The organism is Lewinella sp. IMCC34191 (assembly GCF_003390935.1).
GTDB lineage: Bacteria > Bacteroidota > Bacteroidia > Chitinophagales > Saprospiraceae > Neolewinella.
The window spans coordinates 1-259 of the sequence record NZ_QNQZ01000039.1 but is presented as its reverse complement, the minus strand read 5'-3'; the positions used below and the strand labels follow the sequence as shown (position 1 = coordinate 259).

Annotated in this window: 1 protein-coding gene; it reads right to left on the bottom strand. The window is 56.8% G+C overall.

Annotation, left to right across the window (positions count from 1 at the left end):
• On the bottom strand, positions 1–259 hold a 259-nt coding region (locus DRW39_RS22125), incomplete at both ends, for a hypothetical protein (RefSeq protein WP_198664986.1).

The window sequence follows — 259 nt, the reverse complement described above, 5'->3', positions numbered from 1 at the left end:
GCGTAGAAAGCCTGAACGGACTGGTAGAAGAAGTCCTTGAAGAATAGGGGGCGGATGTGCTTGCGGCGTTGGACGATGGCAGACTTTGTAACCGGGAAGGATCCCAGGCTGACAAAGAAATCGTGCAACTCCACGGCGGTGGATTTACGCACGAGTTGCAGAATAAAGGCAACGGTCCGCCGGAAGGTCAGCGGACTGGAGCGGGTAAACCGTCGGTGGGGCTCCACGATGTACTTCTGGCGAGCCTCTGCGTTGAGAT